This window comes from Actinomyces sp. oral taxon 175 str. F0384 (genome assembly GCF_000223355.1).
Lineage (GTDB): Bacteria > Actinomycetota > Actinomycetes > Actinomycetales > Actinomycetaceae > Actinomyces > Actinomyces oris.
The window spans coordinates 321,352-339,843 of record NZ_AFUR01000001.1 but is presented as its reverse complement, the minus strand read 5'-3'; the positions used below and the strand labels follow the sequence as shown (position 1 = coordinate 339,843).

At 67.4% G+C, this 18,492-nt stretch carries 13 protein-coding genes; 8 read left to right on the top strand and 5 right to left on the bottom strand.

Annotated features, from left to right (window positions below; all coding sequences use genetic code 11):
* Positions 1 to 40 precede the first annotated feature (40 nt).
* The 8 genes from HMPREF9058_RS01295 to HMPREF9058_RS01260 all read left to right on the top strand — a co-directional run bounded on the left by HMPREF9058_RS01295 (position 41) and on the right by HMPREF9058_RS01260 (position 11,000).
* A complete protein-coding gene (locus HMPREF9058_RS01295; protein WP_009405509.1) occupies positions 41 to 871 on the top strand; it encodes a (Fe-S)-binding protein in 831 nt (276 codons plus the stop codon).
* Positions 868 to 2,601: a LutB/LldF family L-lactate oxidation iron-sulfur protein gene (locus tag HMPREF9058_RS01290; RefSeq protein ID WP_043537558.1), complete on the top strand. Its 1,734-nt coding sequence runs from the start codon at positions 868 to 870 to the stop codon at positions 2,599 to 2,601. Before HMPREF9058_RS01295 ends, HMPREF9058_RS01290 begins: the two co-directional genes overlap by 4 nt.
* A complete protein-coding gene (locus HMPREF9058_RS01285; RefSeq protein WP_009405660.1) occupies positions 2,601 to 3,251 on the top strand; it encodes a lactate utilization protein C in 651 nt (216 codons plus the stop codon). The genes HMPREF9058_RS01290 and HMPREF9058_RS01285 overlap by 1 nt, the downstream gene beginning before the upstream one ends.
* Before the next feature lie 273 nt (positions 3,252 to 3,524).
* The gene (locus HMPREF9058_RS01280) at positions 3,525 to 4,985 is read left to right on the top strand and encodes a mannitol dehydrogenase family protein (protein WP_254654077.1); all 1,461 of its coding nucleotides are present in this window, start codon (positions 3,525 to 3,527) and stop codon (positions 4,983 to 4,985) included.
* A gap of 269 nt (positions 4,986 to 5,254) precedes the next feature.
* Positions 5,255 to 6,523, top strand: a complete 1,269-nt coding sequence (locus HMPREF9058_RS01275) for an alpha-hydroxy acid oxidase (protein WP_009406137.1) — start codon at positions 5,255 to 5,257, stop codon at positions 6,521 to 6,523.
* 373 nt (positions 6,524 to 6,896) lie between these two features.
* The gene (locus tag HMPREF9058_RS01270; protein WP_175284682.1) at positions 6,897 to 8,480 is read left to right on the top strand and encodes a peptide MFS transporter; all 1,584 of its coding nucleotides are present in this window, start codon (positions 6,897 to 6,899) and stop codon (positions 8,478 to 8,480) included.
* 306 nt (positions 8,481 to 8,786) lie between these two features.
* Positions 8,787 to 10,358 carry a peptide MFS transporter gene (locus HMPREF9058_RS01265; protein WP_009405982.1) on the top strand — a complete coding sequence of 524 codons (1,572 nt, stop codon included), beginning with the start codon at positions 8,787 to 8,789 and terminating at the stop codon, positions 10,356 to 10,358.
* A 135-nt stretch (positions 10,359 to 10,493) separates the two neighbouring features.
* The gene (locus tag HMPREF9058_RS01260; protein WP_009747418.1) at positions 10,494 to 11,000 is read left to right on the top strand and encodes a ClbS/DfsB family four-helix bundle protein; all 507 of its coding nucleotides are present in this window, start codon (positions 10,494 to 10,496) and stop codon (positions 10,998 to 11,000) included.
* An 89-nt stretch (positions 11,001 to 11,089) separates the two neighbouring features.
* Here HMPREF9058_RS01260 and HMPREF9058_RS01255 read toward each other — a convergent pair whose 3' ends face one another.
* The 5 genes from HMPREF9058_RS01255 to HMPREF9058_RS01235 all read right to left on the bottom strand — a co-directional run bounded on the left by HMPREF9058_RS01255 (position 11,090) and on the right by HMPREF9058_RS01235 (position 18,424).
* Entirely contained in the window at positions 11,090 to 12,460 is a 1,371-nt protein-coding gene (locus HMPREF9058_RS01255) for an aspartate aminotransferase family protein (protein ID WP_009747292.1), read from the bottom strand.
* Between the two features lie 173 nt (positions 12,461 to 12,633).
* Positions 12,634 to 14,217 (bottom strand): APC family permease, encoded by a 1,584-nt coding sequence (locus HMPREF9058_RS01250; protein WP_009405681.1) that lies wholly within the window; start codon positions 14,215 to 14,217, stop codon positions 12,634 to 12,636.
* Positions 14,214 to 15,074, bottom strand: coding sequence for a universal stress protein (locus HMPREF9058_RS01245; RefSeq protein ID WP_009747480.1), 861 nt, complete (start codon positions 15,072 to 15,074; stop codon positions 14,214 to 14,216). Before HMPREF9058_RS01245 ends, HMPREF9058_RS01250 begins: the two co-directional genes overlap by 4 nt.
* Positions 15,075 to 15,104: 30 nt before the next feature.
* Positions 15,105 to 16,532 (bottom strand): aminobutyraldehyde dehydrogenase, encoded by a 1,428-nt coding sequence (locus HMPREF9058_RS01240; RefSeq protein WP_043537557.1) that lies wholly within the window; start codon positions 16,530 to 16,532, stop codon positions 15,105 to 15,107.
* A 311-nt stretch (positions 16,533 to 16,843) separates the two neighbouring features.
* Complete coding sequence (locus tag HMPREF9058_RS01235; RefSeq protein ID WP_009747532.1) at positions 16,844 to 18,424, bottom strand: PucR family transcriptional regulator; 1,581 nt, start codon at positions 18,422 to 18,424, stop codon at positions 16,844 to 16,846.
* Positions 18,425 to 18,492: the final 68 nt, after the last annotated feature.

Here is an 18,492-nt window from a genome sequence, read left to right as displayed (position 1 = left end):
CCTCGTGACAGTCTCAGCTACGACGTCGTGGAGGCATATCTTGCGAATCGCCCTTTTCGCCACCTGTCTTGCGGACACCATGTTCCCGCAGGCAGCGCAGGCAACCGTCACCATCCTGGAGCGCCTCGGCCACCAGGTCTGCTTCCCCGAGGGACAGGTCTGCTGCGGCCAGATGCACGCCAACACCGGCTACTTCAAGCAGGCCGCCAAGATCACCCGCAACCACGTGGAGACCTTCTCCCCCGTGCTCGACGGCGAGTGGGACGCCATCGTCATCCCCTCAGGCTCGTGCACCGGCGCGGCCCGCCACGAGCAGGGCCTCGTGGCCGAGCACGTGGGCGACACGGCCCTGGCCAAGCGGGTCGAGCAGATCGCCGCTCACACCTACGACCTGACCGAGCTGCTCATCGATGTCCTGGGCACCGAGGACGTGGGCGCCTACTTCCCGCACACGGTCACCTACCACCCCACCTGCCACTCGCTGCGCGTCGCCAAGGTCGCCGACCGCCCCTACCGCCTCCTCAAGGCCGTCGAGGCCCTCACCCTCATCGACCTGCCCGACGCCGAGGTCTGCTGCGGGTTCGGCGGCACCTTCTCCATGAAGAACTCCGAGACCTCCACCGCGATGCTCGCCGACAAGATGAGCAACGTGATGTCCACGCGCGCCGAGGTCCTGTGCGCAGGCGACTACTCATGCCTCATGCACATCGGCGGCGGCCTGTCCCGCGTCAACTCCGGGGTGCGCATCATGCACCTGGCCGAGATCCTGGCCTCCACCAAGGACGCGCCCTTCGAGGGCAACATCTCCTTCGCCCCCAAGCACGTCCAGCCCACCGGTAACTCCCAGCACACACAGGCGGTGGCACGATGACACAGGTATTTCTCGGCATGCCCCACACAGGCGGGTGGCGCACCGAAGTCGAGCAGCCCGAGGACACGCTGCGCTGGGGACCCACCTTCCCCGAGGGCGCGCACAAGACGCTGGCCAACACCCAGATGCGCCGCAACCTGGGCCACGCCACGCGTACCATCCGCTCCAAGCGCGCCGACCGCGTGGCCGAGATGCCCGACTGGGAGGACCTGCGCAACGCCGCGGAGGCCGTCAAGTTCGAGGTTGCCTCGCGCCTGCCCGAGCTGCTGGAGCAGTTCGAGGCCAACGTGACCGCCCGCGGCGGCATCGTCCACTGGGCGCGTGACGCCGCCGAGGCCAACCGGATCATCGCCGACATCATCGCCTCCAAGGGCGTCGACGACATCGTCAAGGTCAAGTCGATGGCCACCCAGGAGACGAACCTCAACGAGTACCTGGCCGACCGGGGCATCACCGCCCACGAGACGGACCTGGCCGAGATGATCGTCCAGCTGGCCGACGACATGCCCTCGCACATCGTGGTGCCCGCGATCCACCGCAACCGCTCCGAGGTGCGCGGCATCTTCCTGGACCGCATGGAGGACGCCCCCGCGGATCTCTCAGACGACCCCAAGGAGCTCACGGCCGCGGCCCGCTCGCACCTGCGCAACAAGTTCCTGCACGCCTCGGTGGCCGTCTCCGGCACGAATATGGGTGTGGCCGAGACCGGCACGGTCTCGATCTACGAGTCCGAGGGCAACGGGCGCATGTGCCTGACCCTGCCGGACACGCTCATCACCCTCATGGGCATCGAGAAGCTCGTGCCTCGCTTCCAGGACGTGGAGATCTTCTCCCAGCTCCTGCCGCGCTCGGCCACCGGTGAGCGCATGAACCCCTACACCTCCATGTGGACCGGTGTCACCGAGGGCGACGGCCCCAAGGAGTTCCACCTGGTGCTCATGGACAACGGGCGCACCAAGACCCTGGCCGACCCGGTGGGCCGCCAGGCCCTGGCCTGCATCCGCTGCGGGTCGTGCATGAACATCTGCCCCGTCTACCAGCACACCGGTGGGCATGCCTACGGCTCGGTCTACCCCGGCCCGATCGGCTCGATCATCACACCCCAGCTCACTCAGGGGCTGGCCGACGACGACCCGGTCCACACCCTGCCCTTCGCCTCCTCCCTGTGCGGGGCCTGCGGCGAGGTGTGCCCGGTCAAGATCGACATCCCCACGATCCTCATCCACCTGCGGGCCCGCTCCGTGGACGTCAAGCGCCGCGCGGTGCCGGACGTGTGGGACGTGGCCATGAACGTCTCGGCCCCGGTGATGTCGAAGAGCTCGCTGTGGGCGGCCGCCTCGCAGACGGTCAAGGCCTCGGCGCTGCTGGGCGGTAAGGAGGGCAAGATCGGCGCCCTGCCCTTCCCGGCCTCCCTGTGGACCGGGGCGCGCGACCTGCCGGTGGCCCCCTCGGAGACCTTCCGCCAGTGGTGGAAGCGCACTCACCCCGAAGGCGAGACCCCTCTGAGCCAGGTCGCCGGCGCCCAGAGCGGCCGCGGTCACGAGGGCGGCTTCCCGGCCGACCCGCCCCCGCCTCCTGGCAAGCCGGTGTCCGGCAGCGCGAGCGCCGACGGCGAGCCCACCCCGGCCGCGCTGGACGCACGCTCGGCCATCAACAACCCTGAGCCGATCGCCCCGGAGGCATCCGCCACCCAGGCCCCGGCCGGCTCGACCAGCGAGGAGGAGCTGTGATGGATGCGAAGTCCGCGATCCTGGCCCGCGCCCGCGACGCGATCTCGCGGTCCCAGACCCGACCGGTGGGGCCGATCCCGCGCAACTACATCCGCTCCGGGGAGAATCCCCCCGGCTCCAAGCCCGTCGTTGACGAGATGATCGAGAAGCTCGAGGACTACTCGGCCGAGGTCATCGTCGCCCCCAAGGACGCGGCGATCCTGGACGCCATTGACGAGCTGCTCGGTGAGGCTCGCTCCGTCGTCGTCCCCGCCGGGCTGCCCGAGGACTACAAGAAGGCGGCGGCCCGGGGCGGCCGCACCGTGGTGGAGGACTCCCGCGAGAAGGCCATCGCCACCCTCGACCTCAATGAGATCGACGCCGTGCTGACCTGCTCGCGTGTGGGCATCTCGATCTCGGGGACGATCGTCCTCGACGGCGAGCCGGACCAGGGCCGCCGGGCCATCTCGCTGGTTCCGGACAAGCACGTCGTGGTTCTGGAGCGCGAGACGATCATGCCGACGGTGCCGCAGGCCGTCGACGTCCTGGGCAAGCACCCCACGCGCCCGATGACGTGGATCGCCGGCGGCTCGGCGACCAGCGACATCGAGCTGGTGCGTGTCAACGGCGTGCACGGCCCGCGCAACCTGCGCGTCGTCATCGCCCACTGAGGTTCATCAAGACCGCCCTCACTCCGCGTCGCCCGATTGCTCACTGCTCGGGCGGCGCGGAGTCTTGTCGTCTCTCCCCTGCTCCCGCAAGAGTTTCACGGGGATCAGGGCGAGGGGCGGACCGTTCCGCTGAGGCCTCCCGGAGTGGACGCCCACCGGATTTCCAAGGAGGCCGGGTTGACTGAAGGCCACTGGTGGCAGCGCGGAAAGGACCTCTTCTTGACCATCTCACTGACTGAGTCGCCCCTGGCCCCCGACTACGACCGCACCGCCATGACCACCGGGATCGTCCACATCGGTGTGGGCGGCTTTCACCGCGCCCACGAGGCCGCCTACCTCGACAGGCTCATGCGTCGGCGCGCCGGGTCCGGGCCCGGCGGCGGAGCAGCCGCCGCAGCGGGCGGCTCCTGCCTGGAGTGGGGGATCTGCGGCGTCGGCCTATTGCCCGGGGACGCCCGGATGCGTGACGTGCTGGCGACTCAGGACCACCTCTACACCCTGGTGCTCAAGCATCCCGGTGGGCTGCGCGATCCAGCGGTCATCGGCTCGATCCACAACTACCTCTTCGCCCCCGACGACCCCGAGGTCGTCCTGGCCCTCCTGAGCGCGCCGACCACCCGGATCGTCTCGCTGACGGTCACCGAGGGCGGCTACAACGTTGACGATGCCACCGCCGCGTTCCGCACTGAGGCACCCGGAGCCGTCCACGACGCCGAGCACCCGGGCGAGCCGACGACCGCCTTCGGCTACATCGTTGAGGCGCTGAGGCGTCGTCGGGAGGCGGGGATCGCGCCGCTGACGGTCATGAGCTGCGACAACCTGCCCGGTAACGGGAAGGCGGCCCGCACGGCGGTGGTCTGCCAGGCAGCGATGAGCGACCCTGAGCTGGCGGACTGGATCGACGGGAACGTCGCCTTCCCCAGCTGCATGGTGGACCGCATCACCCCGCGCACCACGCGGGCCGACGTCGCCGAGCTGCAACGGGCACTCGGTGTCGAGGACGCCTGGCCGGTGGTCTGCGAACCCTTCACCCAGTGGGTGATCGAGGACGACTTCCCCGCCGGGCGGCCCCCGTGGGAGGAGGTCGGGGTGCAGATGGTCGACGACGTCGTCCCCTACGAGCTCATGAAGCTGCGTCTGCTCAACGCCTCTCACCAGGGGCTGGCCCACTGGGGGCGGCTGCTGGGGATCAAGTACGCGCACGAGGCCGCAGCCGATGCGGACATCGCCACCTGGGTAAGGGCCTATCTTGAGCGCGAGGCGCGGGCCACCCTGCGCTCGGTGCCGGGGATCGACCTGGACGACTACATCAGCACGCTCTTCAAGCGCTTCACCAACGAGGCGATCGCAGACACGCTCTCCCGCCTGGCACAGGACGCCTCCAGCCGGATGCCGAAGTTCGTCCTGGGCACGGTGCGCGACAACCTCACCGCCGGCGGGCCGATCCGTCTGGGCACGGCGATGGTGGCCGCGTGGGCACTGGGGTCGGAGGGCTACGACGAGAACGGCGGGGCGATCGTCGTCGACGATCCTCTGGCCGAGGAGCTGAGGCATCTGATGGCCGCGCAGCGGGCCGGCCACGGCACCGCCTTCATCTGCCACGAGGGGATCTTCGGAGGTCTGGCGACCAACGAGCGCTTCCGACGCACCTTCGTCGAGGAGCTCGAGGCCCTGCGACGTCAGGGGGCGCGGGCGCGTCTGCGCGCTCTGGCCGGCCGCACCCGGGCGGCCTAGCCCGGGCTGTCGGCCCTGTCGTCGTCCTGCGCTGTCGTCCCCCGACGGCGAGCGGACGCCACCGCGACGGAGAGACTGGCCCCGCACAGAAATTGCAAATCTCTCCCTCCCGTTAGACGGCTTGCTTAGGCTAACCTTGCTTCGGTGACCTTTGTCCCATAGCATGAGGTGGTTCGTAGGCCTCAGTGCCGGCCATGGGGGCCGGCCGCCTCCACGAGCACTCCGCGCCGCGCGGAGCGTCCAGAATCCGACTCACCGATGAGGTTCCTATGGTCAAGCGCCAGCTACCCAACCCGAGCGAGATCTTCGAGCTGCTCCACTTCAAGACGCCCGAGCTCAACCCCAGGCGTCGCCGCCTCGACGCCGCACTGACCACCTGGGACCTGCGCAAGATCGCCAAGCGCCGCACTCCGGCCGCGGCCTTCGACTACACCGACGGTGCCGCCGAGGGTGAGGTCTCCCTGCGCCGCGCCCGCCAGGCCTTCCGCGACATCGAGTTCCACCCCGACATCCTGCGCCCGGCCATCGACGTCGACACCTCCTGCGAAATCCTGGGCGGGCGCTCGTCCATGCCCTTCGGTATCGCGCCCACCGGTTTCACCCGCCTCATGCAGACCGAGGGCGAGGTCGCCGGGGCCGGGGCCGCCGGCGCCGCCGGGATCCCCTTCACCCTGTCCACGCTGGGCACCACCTCCATCGAGGACGTCAAGGCCGCCAACCCCCACGGGCGCAACTGGTTCCAGCTCTACGTCATGCGCCAGCGCGAGATCTCCTACGGGCTGGTCGAGCGCGCCGCGGCCGCCGGCTTCGACACCCTCATGTTCACCGTGGACACCCCCGTGGCCGGGGCCCGCCTGCGCGACAAGCGCAACGGCTTCTCCATCCCGCCCCAGATCACGGCCGGCACCGTCCTCAACGCGATCCCCCGCCCGTGGTGGTGGTTCGACTTCCTGACCACGCCCAAGCTGGAGTTCGCCTCCCTGAAGTCCACCGGCGGCACCGTGGGCGAGCTGCTCGACAACGCCATGGACCCCACCATCAGCGACGAGGACCTCAAGGTCATCCGCTCCATGTGGCCGGGCAAGATCGTCATCAAGGGTGTCCAGACGGTGGAGGACTCCAAGCGCCTCATCGACCTGGGCGTCGACGGCGTCCTGCTGTCCAACCACGGCGGGCGTCAGCTCGACCGCGCCCCCATCCCCTTCCGCCTCCTGCCCGAGGTGGTCCGAGAGGTCGGCAAGGACGCCACGATCATGGTCGACACCGGCATCATGAACGGCGCCGACGTCGTGGCCGCCGTCGCCCTGGGTGCCAAGTTCGGGCTCGTGGGCCGCGCCTACCTCTATGGCCTCATGGCCGGCGGGCGCGAGGGCGTGGACCGCATGATCGAGATCCTCTCCGACGAGGTCATCCGCACCATGAAGCTCCTGGGGGTCTCCAGCCTGGACGAGCTCGAGCCGCGCCACGTCACCCAGCTGACCCGCCTGACCCCGGTGCGCCCGAACGTCAAGGCCGCAGCCGACGCCCTGGCCCGCTGAGGGCCCCGGCCCACGCAGTCCTGCCGGCCTGCCCCTCCGCGCGTCGTCGGAGGAGTCCCCGTCATCCGCCCAGTGCGGCGGTACCCGGCGGCCCCGGAGAAGAGACCCCCTGCGGTCCTCTCCGGGGCCGCCGTCGTCTGGCCAAGAACCGGAAGCATGCCGGAAACAGGCCGGGCGCTATGGTCTGGGCACCATCACTTCTGACCTCGGCGACAGGTCTGTGCCCCCCTCGCGTCAGACGGAGCACCCGGCGCCCTGGATCACCCCTGCGGCCGGCCCCGAGTGGCCGCCGCCCCGAGGAAGGGACAGCGCCATGGCACAGTCCGAGTCCGATTCGACGTCAGGCCCGATGTCAGACTCGACATCCGCCCCAATGTCGGTCGCCGCGATGGCGGTGGACGAGCGCGAGGACAGGTTGGCCGAGCCCGGCCGCCTCATCTCCAGCCGGTGGCGGCCCCGCAGCCTGCGCACGACGCCGTCGAGGCAGGACCGGGGGCTGTTCGGACACCCCCGCGGACTGCCCTGGATGCTCAACGTGGAGATGTGGGAACGCTTCTCCTACTACGGCATGCGCGCCATCCTGCTGTACTTCATCACCGACACGGTCGCCCGCGGCGGCCTGGGCCTGAGTGAGACCAGCGGACAGGTCGTCATCGCGCTCTACGGGATGGCCGTCTACTTCCTGGCCATCCCCGGGGGCATCTTCGCCGACCGCATCATCGGGCCCTGGCTGTCCACCCTCTACGGCGGCGTGGTCATCATGGCCGGACACATCTGCCTGACCATCCCAAGCACCGTGACCTCCTGGACGGGGATCGTGCTGGTGGCCGTGGGCACCGGCTTCATCAAACCGAACCTGACGACCATCGTCGGCGGCCTCTACGACGATGATGACATCCGGCGCGACGCCGGATTCCAGCTGTTCTACATGTCCATCAACGTCGGCGCCTTCGCCTCCCCCCTGCTGACCGGCTGGCTGCGCGAGCACTACGGCTACCACGCCGGCTTCTCCTCGGCCGCCGTCGGCATGGCCTTCGCCCTGGGCGCCTTCGTCTACGGCCGCCACAAGCTCTCCGCCTTCGCCTTCACCGTCCCGAGCCCCATCCGCCCCCAGGAGCGCCGGCGACTGCTGCTGGGCTCCCTCGGCGTCCTGGTCGCCGTCGGCGCTGTAGTGGCCGCTCTCCAGGCGATCACCGGAAACCTGGTGACGACCGTCGCCACGGCGGGCCTGCTCGTGCCGGTCGGTGCGGCCGTGGCCTACTTCGTGGTCATGTTCCGTTCCCCGAAGGTCTCCGCCCCTGAGCGCACGCACCTGCGCGCCTACATCCCCCTGTGGATCGGCGCGGTCCTGTTCTTCATGATTACCGAGCAGGCGGCCGGCAAGATGGCCACCTTCGCCGACTCCAACACGGATCTGCGGCTGCCCATGTTCGGCTGGTCGATCACCGCGGAGGCCTATCAGTCGGTCAACCCCGCGGCGATCGTGATCCTGGCCCCGCTGATCGGCATGCTCTTCACCCGGAGGGCGGGCCGGTTCCCCTCCACCATCATGAAGTTCGTCATCGCGGTGCTCATCGTGGGGCTCTCGGCGCTCATGCTGGGCTACGGCTTCCAGATCTGGCCGGGTGGGGAGCACCTGTCCCCCTGGTGGTTCCTGGCACTGGTCTACGTCATCCAGACCGTCGCCGAGCTCTTCCTGACCCCGGTCGGCCTGGCCACGACGACGGCGCTGGCCCCCAAGAGCTTCGCCTCCCAGGCGATGGGGCTGTGGTGGCTCAGCGTCGCCACCGGGCAGGGCGTGGCCGGCTTCGTCATCGCCCAGACCGAGGACGCCTCCGACGCCACCTACTACTACGGCCTGGGCGTGGCCACGCTGCTCATGGCCCTGGTGCTGTTCGCCGTCGCCCCGTGGACGCAGCGGCAGATGGCCGACGTCGAGGTCGCCGCGCAGAACTAGGAGCGCCTGGACGAGCCGCACCTGGAACGCCGCGAGTTCGTAGGTTGGCCCTCGGAGTCGTAGGTTCAAGGCACGATCCCGAGGACTAACTGTACTGATCGGGAGGCGCGGCTGCCGCCGATGGGTCCCAGAGGGGGCAATGAGCGTCCCCGCCTCGCCGACCTCATGGGCCGTTTCGCTCAGCCGCCTTCACGTTCTCCCAAAATTACCTCACGACCGGGGTAGGGTGCGTGGGTACCTGTGGTTCGTGCCGGACACTGACGGTCCGGCGGCACGCCTCACCTGACCACAGGAAGGGAGAGTCTCATGTCAACGACCCCGACTCCCGTCGAGGACGATCTCGATACCGGTCGGATGATCGCCAGCCGATGGCGCCCCTCCACCCTGCGCACGACGCCGTCGAAGGAGGACCGGGGGCTGTTCGGCCACCCCCGTGGACTGCCATGGATGCTCAACGTGGAGATGTGGGAACGCTTCTCCTACTACGGCATGCGCGCCATCCTGCTGTACTTCATCACCGACACCGTGGCCGGCGGTGGCCTGGGTCTGAGTGCCAACTCCGGGCAGGTCATCCTGGCCTCCTACAGTGCGGCCGTCTACCTCCTGGCCATCCCCGGCGGCATCTTCGCCGACCGCATCATCGGACCGTGGCTGTCCACCCTCTACGGCGGCCTGGTCATCATGGCGGGCCACATCTGCCTGTCCATCCCCACGCCCGCCCTCTCGTGGACGGGGATCGTGCTGGTGGCCGTGGGCACCGGCTTCATCAAGCCGAACCTGTCCACGATCGTCGGGGGCCTCTACGATGACGACGACCCGCGGCGCGACGCCGGATTCCAGCTGTTCTACATGTCGGTCAACCTCGGATCACTGGCATCTCCGCTGGTGACCGGCTGGCTGCGTGAGCACTACGGCTACCACGCCGGCTTCTTCTCGGCCGCCGTCGGCATGGGGGTGGCCCTGATCGCCTTCATCTACGGCCGCCACAAGCTCTCCGCCTTCGCCTTCACCGTCCCCAACCCCATCCGCCCCCAGGAGCGCCAGCGGTTCGTGCTCGTCTCGCTCCTGACCGTGGTGGCCGCGGCCGCACTCGTCGCGGTCCTCAGCGCCCTGACCGGCAGCCTGCTCGACGCCATCTCCGCGACCATGCTCATCATCCCGGCAGGTGCCGCCCTGGGCTACTTCGTCCTCATGTTCCGCTCCCCCAAGGTCACGGCCCGCGAGCGCACCCACCTGCGCGCCTACATCCCCCTGTGGATCGGCGCGGTCCTGTTCTTCATGATCTCCGAGCAGGCGGCCGGCAAGATGGCCACCTTCGCCAAGGACAACACCGACGGCACTATCCCGTGGCTCGGCTGGGCCATCACCCCCGAGACCTACCAGTCCATCAACCCCGCCACGATCGTCATCCTGGCACCATTCATCGGCTGGCTCTTCACCCGGCGGGCGGGCAGGTTTCCCTCCACCATCATGAAGTTCGCGATCTCGGTGCTCATCATCGGGGGATCGGCCTTCATCCTGGGCTACGGCTTCCAGATCTGGCCGGGCGGCGCAAAGCTGTCCCCCTGGTGGTTCCTGGCGGTGGTCTTCATCATCCAGACCGTCGCCGAGCTCTTCCTGTCCCCAGTGGGCCTGTCCACGACGTCGGCGCTGGCACCCAAGAACTTCGCCTCCCAGACAATGAGTCTGTGGCTGCTGACGACGGCCACTGGTCAGGGGCTGGCCGGCTTCATCATCTCCAGGACGGAGAACATCGCAAACTCCACCTACTACTACGGCCTGGGGGCCGTGACGGTCGCCGTGGCCATCATCCTGTTCATCGTCGCCCCGTGGACGGAGCGGAAGATGGCCGACGTCGGGGTCACGGCGCAGGACTAGGCGGGGCTGGGGGCCGCGAGTTCGTAGGTTAAGTCTCGGGTTCGTAGGTTAAGGGCACGACCGCGAGGGTTAACCTACGATCGCACGCCTCCGACTGCCACCGGCGGGCCAGCGAGGACGAAGAAGGAGACCGCCGTGAAGGACTACGCCTCCGGTGAGGAGCTCATCGCGGAGATCCGCAAGCGCGCTGAGCTGTTCATCGCCGAGTTCGACGACGTCCCCGCCTCCGAACTCCACACGCTCAAGGACGGGGTGGACCGCACGCCGGCGCAGATGCTCGCCTACCAGCTGGGGTGGATGGCACTGCTGCTGGGCTGGGAACGCGATGAGCAGGCCGGATGCGAGGTGGTCACGCCCGCACCCGGCTACCGGTGGAACCGACTCGGCGATCTCTACAGCGCCTTCTACGAGCAGTGGCGTGACGCCTCCCTGCCCCGGCTTCAGGAGGCCTTTCGGGACAGGGTCGACGGCGTCGTCGCCCTCGTGGCATCGCTGAGTCGGGAGGAGCTCTTCACCTCCGGGCAGCGGGCGTGGGCCTCCTCGACGCCGTCGGCCTGGCCGGTGGCCAAGTGGATCCACATCAACACGGTGGCGCCCTTCACCTCCTTCCGCACGAGGATCCGCGCCTGTAAACGCCGCTGAGTGCCACCGAGCGCCACCGCGGGCAGGACACGATTCATGGGGGCCACCGACGTCTTCGGTGGCCCCCATGAGATCAGAGAGTGCTGACGTCACTTGGTGGTGATCGCCTCGGCAAGCTCCTCGAAGCAGCTGACGTAGGCGTCGATCGCCTCATCCGTGTGGGTCACTGACAGGGTCCACTCCTCCTCGCGGCCCGGAGTCATGAAGATCCCCCGGTTCATGTTGAACAGCCACGCGAGCTCGGACAGCTCCGCGTTCTGGTGCTCCTTGAAGGACTCGTAGTCGACGACCTTCTTGGGGGAGAAGGTGACGCACCCCTTGCCGCCGACGCCCACCGCGTAGCCCGGAAGGTTGTAGCGCTCAATGACCTCCGTGCAACCCGCGAGAATGCGATCGTTGAGGTGGTCGAGGTGGGCGTATGCCTCCGGGTTGAGGACCTTCTCGAGGTTGGCCCGCACGGCGGCCATCACCAGGGGGTTGCCGTTGTAGGTGCCGACCTGGAAGACGGTGTGGTCCTCCACCACGGACATGACTTCCTCGGTGCCTCCGATGGCGCCCGAGGGCAGACCACCACCCAGGGCCTTGGCCATGGTCACCAAGTCGGGAGTCACTCCGAAGCGCTTGGTGGCGCCGCCCGGACCGATGCACAGGCCTGTCTTGACCTCATCGAAGATCAGGACGACGCCGTGTCGCCGGGTGATCTCACGAACCTGCTCCAGATATCCCGGTTCCGGCAGCACGACACCCAGGTTCATCATGGCCGGCTCCATGATGACGCAGGCGGGCTTACGCCCCTCATCGGTCAGCCGGATGATGCGGCGCTCCATGGCCTCGGCATCGTTGAAGGGAACCGGCACCGTCATCTGGACGGTGGCGTCGGGAATGCCGCCTCCGTAGGGCAGCGAGGCCAGGTTGTCACGGTCACCGATCTTGTCGTACTCGACGCCGATCGAGACCATGACGGTGTCGTGGTGCCCGTGGTAGGAGCCGAAGATCTTCATGACCGTGTCGCGACCGGTGTAGGCGCGTGCAATACGGATCGCGTCCATCGTGGACTCCGAGCCCGAGTTCGTGTAGCGCCACTTCGGCAGCCCCCACCTGCTCGAGAGGTTCTCCGCCACCGCCAGGGCGTCCTCGGTCGGGGCGGCGAAGTGGGTGCCCTTGCCGTACCGCTCCTGAATGGCTTGGCCGATCACCGGGTGGGCGTGCCCCTGAAGCATCGATCCGAAGCCGTTGTGGAAGTCCCACATCTCGTTGCCGTCAACATCCCAGACCTTCGGCCCCTGCCCCCGTTCAAGGTAAATGGGCCAGGGCTCGCGAAGCTGGTACGAGGAGGCGACACCGCCGGAAAGGCTGTTTCTCGCGCGGTTGTACATGTCGCCGGACCCCTTGGTCCGTTCATTGAGGCGCTTGGACTCGATCTCCGTCAGCTCAGCGACTCGCTCCATGTTGATACTCATTGGTCACTCCTTCGTGGTCCGGCCTGGCGTCCACATATCGTGCGTTTGATTACCGGCGCATCGATCAGCTGTGGCCGTCGATACGATGACAATGTGATTCCTCTCAGCTCCTTCCGCCGGCCTGGCGCGGAGTGAGCTGTTGTCATGTGTGTGTTCGCTCCGGTTCACTGCCTCTATGACGCAGCACGGAGCTGGGAGGCTTCACCATCGTCCTCCTCTAAGACAGTTGCCACCTTCAACTCCTCGGTGACAGCGTCGGATCGTGCGATCACCTCCCCACGGAAGAAGGCCGGTGCTCGGACGTACTGCACAAGCATCAGTACCACGCCCAGGAGAATGAGGGCGAGGGTGAGGACGAAGACGAGACCGACGCCGAAGACCTGCGATCCCGACCCATACTCCGGGTCGAGGGAGTCCTTCAGGGTCAGGCCGAGGAGCGAGAAGAGGATGAGACCTCCCAGTCCCGGCGAGACCAGCGTGAAGAAGAAGTTCCTCACTGAGGAGAACCATTTCCCTCGAAAGTACCATACCGCGGCGAAGGCGGTGAGCCCGTAATAGAAGGCGATCATCGCCCCCAGGGTCTGAACCGTGTCCCACAGGACGGAGGTAGATACGAAGCGCAGCAGGGTATAAAAGGTCGAGGCGGCGATCGCCGAGACGACTGTTGCGCGACCAGGGGTGAGGAAGCGCGGAGAGATCTCGCCGAGTTTCTCCGGCATTGCTCCGTAATACCCCATCGACAGGAGGGTGCGGGCGGGAGAGACGAAGGTGGACTGCAAGGACGCCGCGGACGAGACCAGCACCGCCGTCGACAGGAGGATCGCGAACGGCCCCAGAACCGGTCTGGCCAAGGCGAAGAAGACATTGTCCTGGATCGCAGGATTGCCCAGTCCTATCCCATCCTCCCCCAGGCCGGCGAACATCATGGATCCGATCGTGACGAACATGTACACCGAGACAATTGTCATGACAGTGAGCACGGCGGCGCGCCCTGGAGTGGAGCTGGCGTCGTCGGCCTCCTCATTGACCGTCAGCGACACGTCCCAGCCCCAGTAGATGAACAAGGACAGGGACACGCCCGCCACGAAAGTCCCCAGCGAGTCGACGGCGAAGGGATTGAACCATTCGAGCTTCACGGGTGTCGGATTGACGGCGGTTCCGGTGAAGTAGCGGTAAATGGCCACCGCGCCGAAGCCGAGGAACACCGTCAGCTGAAACCCCACCAACCAGTACTGGAGCTTCTGGGTGGTCTGCATATCGCGGTACGCGATCCAGGTCGCCAGCGTGATGAAGACCAGGCAGGTGAGGGTATTGACCCATACGTTGTCGGAGAGATCCGCAATGGCGGAATTGCGAGTCACCTGTGCGAGCAACAGATAGAAGAAGTCGACGGCGATGGCCGCAAGGTTCGACAGGACGACGACGGTCGCCACAATCAGCCCCCATCCGTTCATCCACCCGATCCACGGACCGAAGGCACGCGTCCCCCAGGTGAAGGATGTGCCCGAGTCGGGCATCGCCGCATTGAGCTCTCGGTACCCGAAGGCGACCAGGAGCATCGGGATGAATCCGACGAGGAAGATCGCCGGTACCTGCTCGCCCACCTCTGAGGCGGTCGGCCCCAGCGCGCCGGTGAGGGTGTACGGGGGCGCGATGCAGGACACCCCGATGATGATGGCGCCGAGCAGACCGACAGAGCCCTCGGCCAGTCCCTTCTTCGACAGCCCGCCTCCGGAGCTCGTAGTAGTCGCGCTCATGTTGCACCCCCGACGTCGGCCGCGTCAGCTGGGACCGCGACCAGAGGCACGGGCAGGACACGCAGGATCTTGTTGGCGTCCGGCCCCAGGAACAGGCGCCCGCTCTGGGCCAGTCGCGCCGATCCCAGGAAGGCCAGCTCATTCCTGTTCCACTCCATGGCCAGCACGGCGGCGCTCATACTGTGAGCGTGGACGATCTGGACACGCTGATCATCCAGCCCCTTGAGATCCAGGCGTACCTCGGCGAGCAGGGCCTCGGTCCTCTCCCCGATCTCCGCGGTGTTCTGCGAGTCGCCGGTGGCCACCGTGATGAGACGCAACGGGACACCGGCTCTGTCAGCGAAGGTCCTGGCCTTGCTGAGCACCCCCCTCCACCTGCCGGACTCCCCCAGCATGACCGTGATGCGTGAGAGTCCGTCAAGAGGGGCGTGCCTCATGCCGCGCGGGGACAGGGCGACCGGAACTGTCGAGGAGTTGAGCAGGGTCTGCCCCACGGAGCCGAGGGACACTCGTCCCAGGACCCCGTGACGGCCCCCGCCGGCTACGAGCAGGTCGGCTTTGAGCTCCTCGGCCGAGGCAATGATGCCCTCGGGGAAGGAGAGGCTGTACCGCAGGTACTTGCTCACCGGCACACGGGGCCGATGCTCCTCCATGATCTCCGTCATCCAGTCGTCGACCTGCGTGGCAACGACGTCCTGGAAGGCGTGATCGGTGACATCAAGGACGTAGCGCCCTCCGCCGCCCTTGACGACGGTGACGAGATCGAGTGGGCACGAGAACGCTTCAGCGAGAGATACCCCCAGGTGGTAGGAGTCTCTGCCGCCGAGCGAATTGGTGAAAGCCGTCAGAATGCGCATGGGGGTGATCTCCTGTTAGCTTCCGGGAGGTCACAGAGCACTCATGACGTGCTTGATACGCGTGTAGTCCTCCACGCCGTAGACGGAGAGGTCCTTGCCGTAGCCGGACCGTTTGAAGCCGCCGTGCGGCATCTCCGCGACGAGGGGGATGTGGCAGTTCACCCACACGCAGCCGAAGTCCAGGTCCCTGCTGAATCGCAGGACACGCTGGTGGTCGGTCGTCCAGATGGACGAGGACAGGGCGTAGTCCACACCGTTGGCCAGGGCCAGAGCCTCGTCGTCGGAGGAGAACTCCTGAACGGTCAGGACCGGCCCGAAGACCTCCTGCTGCACGAGCGCATCGTCCTGCTTGAGCCCCGAGATGACAGTGGGCGCGTAGTAGTACCCGCTCTCGCCGACGCGGTGGCCACCGGTCAGCAGGTGGGAGTGTGCGGGCCGCTCCTCAACGATCTTCTGCACGGAGGCGAAGTGACGGGCGTTGTTCAGGGGGCCGTAGAACGCCTCCTCCTCCGGAATCGGACCGGTCCGCAAGGACTCGACGTGACGCACCAGCGCATCGGTGAACTCCTTGGCCACCGAGGCCTCGACCAGCACGCGGGTGGCGGCGGTGCAGTCCTGCCCGGCGTTGAACGTCCCTGCGGCGGCGATGCCCTCGGCAGCCGCCTCGATGTCGGCATCGGCGAAGACGACGGCGGGGGCCTTGCCTCCCAGCTCGAGGTGAACACGAGTCACGTTTCCGGCCGCCTGTTCAGCGAGATCCGAGCCTGCGCGCACTGAACCGGTGAGCGCGACCAACCCGGGCACCGGGTGGGCGCTCATGAGGCGCCCGGTCTCTCCGGTGCCGAGCACCAGGTTGAAGACCCCGGGCGGGAGGATCTCGCCGGCGATCTCGGCAAAGACGATGGCGCTCTCGGGCGTGTTGGCACTCGGCTTGAGCACCACCGTGTTGCCCGCCGCCAGAGCGGGCCCGACCTTCCAGATGAGCATCATGAAGGGGTAGTTCCACGGGACGATCTGCCCGACGACGCCGATGGGCTCACGGCGAATCTGCGAGTTCAGACCCTCGGCGTACTCGCCCGAGGCGACACCCGACTGGAGTCGTGCGGCTCCGGCGAAGAACCGCAGCTGAGAGGCCCCTGTCACGACTTCCTCCGCCCGGATCATCTCGGCGAGCTGACCGGTGTTGCGGCGCTGAGCCTCAACAAGGCGGTCGGCATTGGCCTCCAGGGCGTCGGCGAGTCGGAGCAGGAGCATCTGCCGTTCCGCCGGCGTTGTCAGCCGCCAGCTCTCAAAGGCCTTGAGGGCGGCGTCGTAGGCGGCGTCGACATCGGCGGAACCCGAGACCGGGCACTGCGCTACGACCTGTTCCGTTCGAGGATCCACGACGTCGAACGTGGCATCGGTGGCTGCCGGAATAAATTTTCCGTTGATAAAGTTGTGGAGGAGAGGAAGGCTCATGTGAATCACTCTGTTTCTTGGCTTCGGCGGGACGTCGGTGTCGAGATGAGAGTCGAGACGAGAGGTGTCGAGAGTCGAAAAAATGAGACGGCTCAGGCATCTGCTGCCCAAGCTCACGCCGGACCGGCGCAGGCCACATCGCCGCTAGCGCCCGACGCGGCACAAGTCCTGTAACAACAACGCGGGCTAAGGTCCTAGGTGACGGCGTAATAGTAAACACACACCACCAGGTATGTCGAACATCACGTTCCACACTTCAAGGAATCGCATCAAAACGCGGAAAAGTCACCCTTGTGCGAGATGACAAACCGTCACTCCACCCAAAAATGTAACGCAAACCACAAATTCGCCCGCTGCTCGGCATCCTCGATGTCGACGCCGAGCGCCCTCCTCAGGCGCACAAGACGTGCGGGGACGGAGTTGCGATGCACCCCCAGACGCTCGGCGATGCGCTGCACCGCCCCGGCCTCGCTGAGGTAGATCCTCAACAGCTCGAGCAGCTCGGGCTGATCGGCGACGCCCCCGAGGCGAGCGCGGGCGAAGGCTTGGGCCCGATCCTCGTCCAGGAGGTCCGTGACCGACGGCAGTCCCGAGGTCTCCCAGCGCACCGCCTGTCCGAGCTGCCGAGTTCCGGTGCAGACGGACAGCGCCTGCTGTGCGCCCCGCGGCAGATCAGTGACGCCGACAGGACCGCTGACGCCGATCCGCATCCGCTCCGTCCAGGGCGTGACACTGCCGTCCTCAAGAAGGGAGGGAACGCGCTCGACCTCACCGAGGATCATCAGGCGGGTCCCGCCCCGGTCCGTGCGCCACAGAAGCCGCTCCCCCACCGGAGCCCCCCGACTCTCGACGAGCAGGCGGGCCAGCACTGTGGAGAGCCCGGCAACGTCAGCACTGCCACCCTCGAGGCAGACAACCCGCCACTGATGACCACCACCGGTAGCGGGCACCGATCGCCGCTCCGGAGACGGCAGGCGGGTGAGGACGAGCTCCTGAACCTGGTCCGCCAGCGCCAGCCCCTGCGCGATGTCACCCGCCAGGAGATGCCGGGTGGAGGCCCCCACGAGCCGGAGGAGCCATCCGGTGAAGGCCTTGGAGGACTCGGCGATGAGATTCAGAAACGACCAGGCGAGATCGACCCCCAGGGTCTGAGCGCGCGTGAGCGTCTCGCGCTGAACGGTCGCCAGGTAGCGCTCGGGCTCGCCGGTGATGCCGACCGGGCGGACGACCAGCCGCATGTCGCCGAGGCCGACCGCCCCGGCTCCTCGCATCCCTGCCGGACGGATCCTGTCGATGCACTCGGCGACCTCGTCGTCGATTCCCGTCGCCTCCGGCCCGAAGGGACCGACCACGGTGCGTCCCGTGGCATCCCGCAGGGACACCTCGCCCCGGAGGATCGAGGCCAGGGCGCGCATGATCGCGCTCTGGTTGTCCTTGGCGGCTGCACGCGTCAGCTGTTGCAGGACCAGGGTCTCCTCGTCTCCCGCCCCCTCGGCACCGATCTCAGGCTCGGTGGCCTGAAGCATGGCCCCGACCTCGCGGCTGATGGAGGCGAAGGAGACCTCGAGGGGGACCTCGATGAGATTGAGACGCCCGGCCCTGCAGGCCTCGCGCAGGTCCTCGGGCACGGTGTCGAAGGCGATGCCGGTCCCCAGTCCGAGAGCCGCGACTCCCGCCTCGACCAGTGATGCCACGTACTCCCGCCACGTGGCCGCCTCCGCATCGGCCATGACGAGACCCGTGGTGAGAACGAGCTCGCCGCCCTCGAGGTAGGAGGCCGGTTGGAGGAGCTCGGTCGCGACGACCCAGGTGACCGCGGCGTGCGGTGCGGGCAGAAGCACCGCGCGAACCCCCAGGTCCGCTCCATCGATGAGATCCGACACCAACACCATGCCTGGATTCAAACACTGTTCTATGCATCACGCACAGGATTCGCGAGATATTGTGCATTGGGCTTAGG

Bases quoted from the DNA above. Each gene is read 5' to 3' on its own strand.
- HMPREF9058_RS01245 (WP_009747480.1), bottom strand. From the start codon at position 15,074: ATGCGCATTCTGACGGCTTTCACCAATTCGCTCGGCGGCAGAGACTCC.
- HMPREF9058_RS01265 (WP_009405982.1), top strand. From the start codon at position 8,787: ATGTCAACGACCCCGACTCCCGTCGAGGACGATCTCGATACCGGTCGG.
- HMPREF9058_RS01275 (WP_009406137.1), top strand. From the start codon at position 5,255: ATGGTCAAGCGCCAGCTACCCAACCCGAGCGAGATCTTCGAGCTGCTC.
- HMPREF9058_RS01255 (WP_009747292.1), bottom strand. From the start codon at position 12,460: ATGAGTATCAACATGGAGCGAGTCGCTGAGCTGACGGAGATCGAGTCC.
- HMPREF9058_RS01250 (WP_009405681.1), bottom strand. From the start codon at position 14,217: ATGAGCGCGACTACTACGAGCTCCGGAGGCGGGCTGTCGAAGAAGGGA.
- HMPREF9058_RS01285 (WP_009405660.1), top strand. From the start codon at position 2,601: ATGGATGCGAAGTCCGCGATCCTGGCCCGCGCCCGCGACGCGATCTCG.
- HMPREF9058_RS01270 (WP_175284682.1), top strand. From the start codon at position 6,897: ATGTCGGTCGCCGCGATGGCGGTGGACGAGCGCGAGGACAGGTTGGCC.
- HMPREF9058_RS01280 (WP_254654077.1), top strand. From the start codon at position 3,525: ATGACCACCGGGATCGTCCACATCGGTGTGGGCGGCTTTCACCGCGCC.
- HMPREF9058_RS01240 (WP_043537557.1), bottom strand. From the start codon at position 16,532: ATGAGCCTTCCTCTCCTCCACAACTTTATCAACGGAAAATTTATTCCG.
- HMPREF9058_RS01235 (WP_009747532.1), bottom strand. From the start codon at position 18,424: ATGGTGTTGGTGTCGGATCTCATCGATGGAGCGGACCTGGGGGTTCGC.
- HMPREF9058_RS01290 (WP_043537558.1), top strand. From the start codon at position 868: ATGACACAGGTATTTCTCGGCATGCCCCACACAGGCGGGTGGCGCACC.